The following is a 730-nucleotide window of genomic DNA, read 5'->3' as shown; positions in this document are numbered from 1 at the left end:
GCTCCCGAGCAGACCCTGGCCGCCCCGGGCGGCGCCCGCCTGACGGATGAGGAGTGGGCCCGACGGCTCACGCCCGAGGAGTTCCAGGTGCTGCGCCGGGCCGGCACGGAGCGGCCCTTCACGGGCGAGTACTGGGACTCCCATGTGCAGGGCGTGTACGCGTGCCGGGCGTGCGGGTCCGAGCTGTTCCGCTCGGACGAGAAGTTCGACGCGCACTGCGGCTGGCCCTCGTTCTTCGCGCCGCTCGCGGAGGACCGGGTGGAGTACCTGAAGGACACCACCCTGGGCATGGAGCGGATCGAGGTGCGGTGCGCGGCGTGCGGCTCGCACATGGGTCACGTCTTCGCGGGCGAGGGCTATGACACCCCCACGGACCTGCGCTACTGCATCAACTCGATCTCGCTGCGCCTGGCCCCCGCCGACGACGCGGCGGCCCCGGACGGGGCGCGCTGATCCGGTGCGGGAGCGCCGTGGCGTCCACGGCGCGCCCCCGCGGCCCGCTGGGCCCCGCGGCCTAGGCTGACGGGCATGAGCGTGATCGGGCCCCGTCGCCTCTCCGCCGCCCCCGGGGCGGTCGAGGCGCCCGTGCCGCCGGGGGTGTTCCGGCGTGCCCTGGCGGACCTGCGCGATGCGCGGCCGCGGACCGAGGTGCGGCTGCGGGAGATCCCGGCGCCCGAGGGGCAGGCGCCGTTCGCCGTCGCCCTCGCCGCCGACGTGTGCGACGGGCCGG

General features: G+C 76.6%; 2 protein-coding genes. Both read left to right on the top strand.

The features are described 5' to 3' along the window. Positions 1–15: 15 nt before the first annotated feature. On the top strand, positions 16–453 hold the full coding sequence (gene msrB / locus QL983_RS11360; protein WP_290153082.1) for a peptide-methionine (R)-S-oxide reductase MsrB: 438 nt from the start codon (positions 16–18) through the stop codon (positions 451–453). Between the two features lie 75 nt (positions 454–528). Further along, on the top strand, positions 529–730 hold a 202-nt coding region (locus tag QL983_RS11355; RefSeq protein ID WP_290153080.1), incomplete at its 3' end, for a DUF3000 family protein.

The organism is Micrococcus sp. APC 4021 (genome assembly GCF_030407635.1).
Classification (GTDB): Bacteria; Actinomycetota; Actinomycetes; order Actinomycetales; family Micrococcaceae; genus Micrococcus; species Micrococcus luteus.
This window is presented reverse-complemented; position numbering and strand designations above follow the sequence as displayed.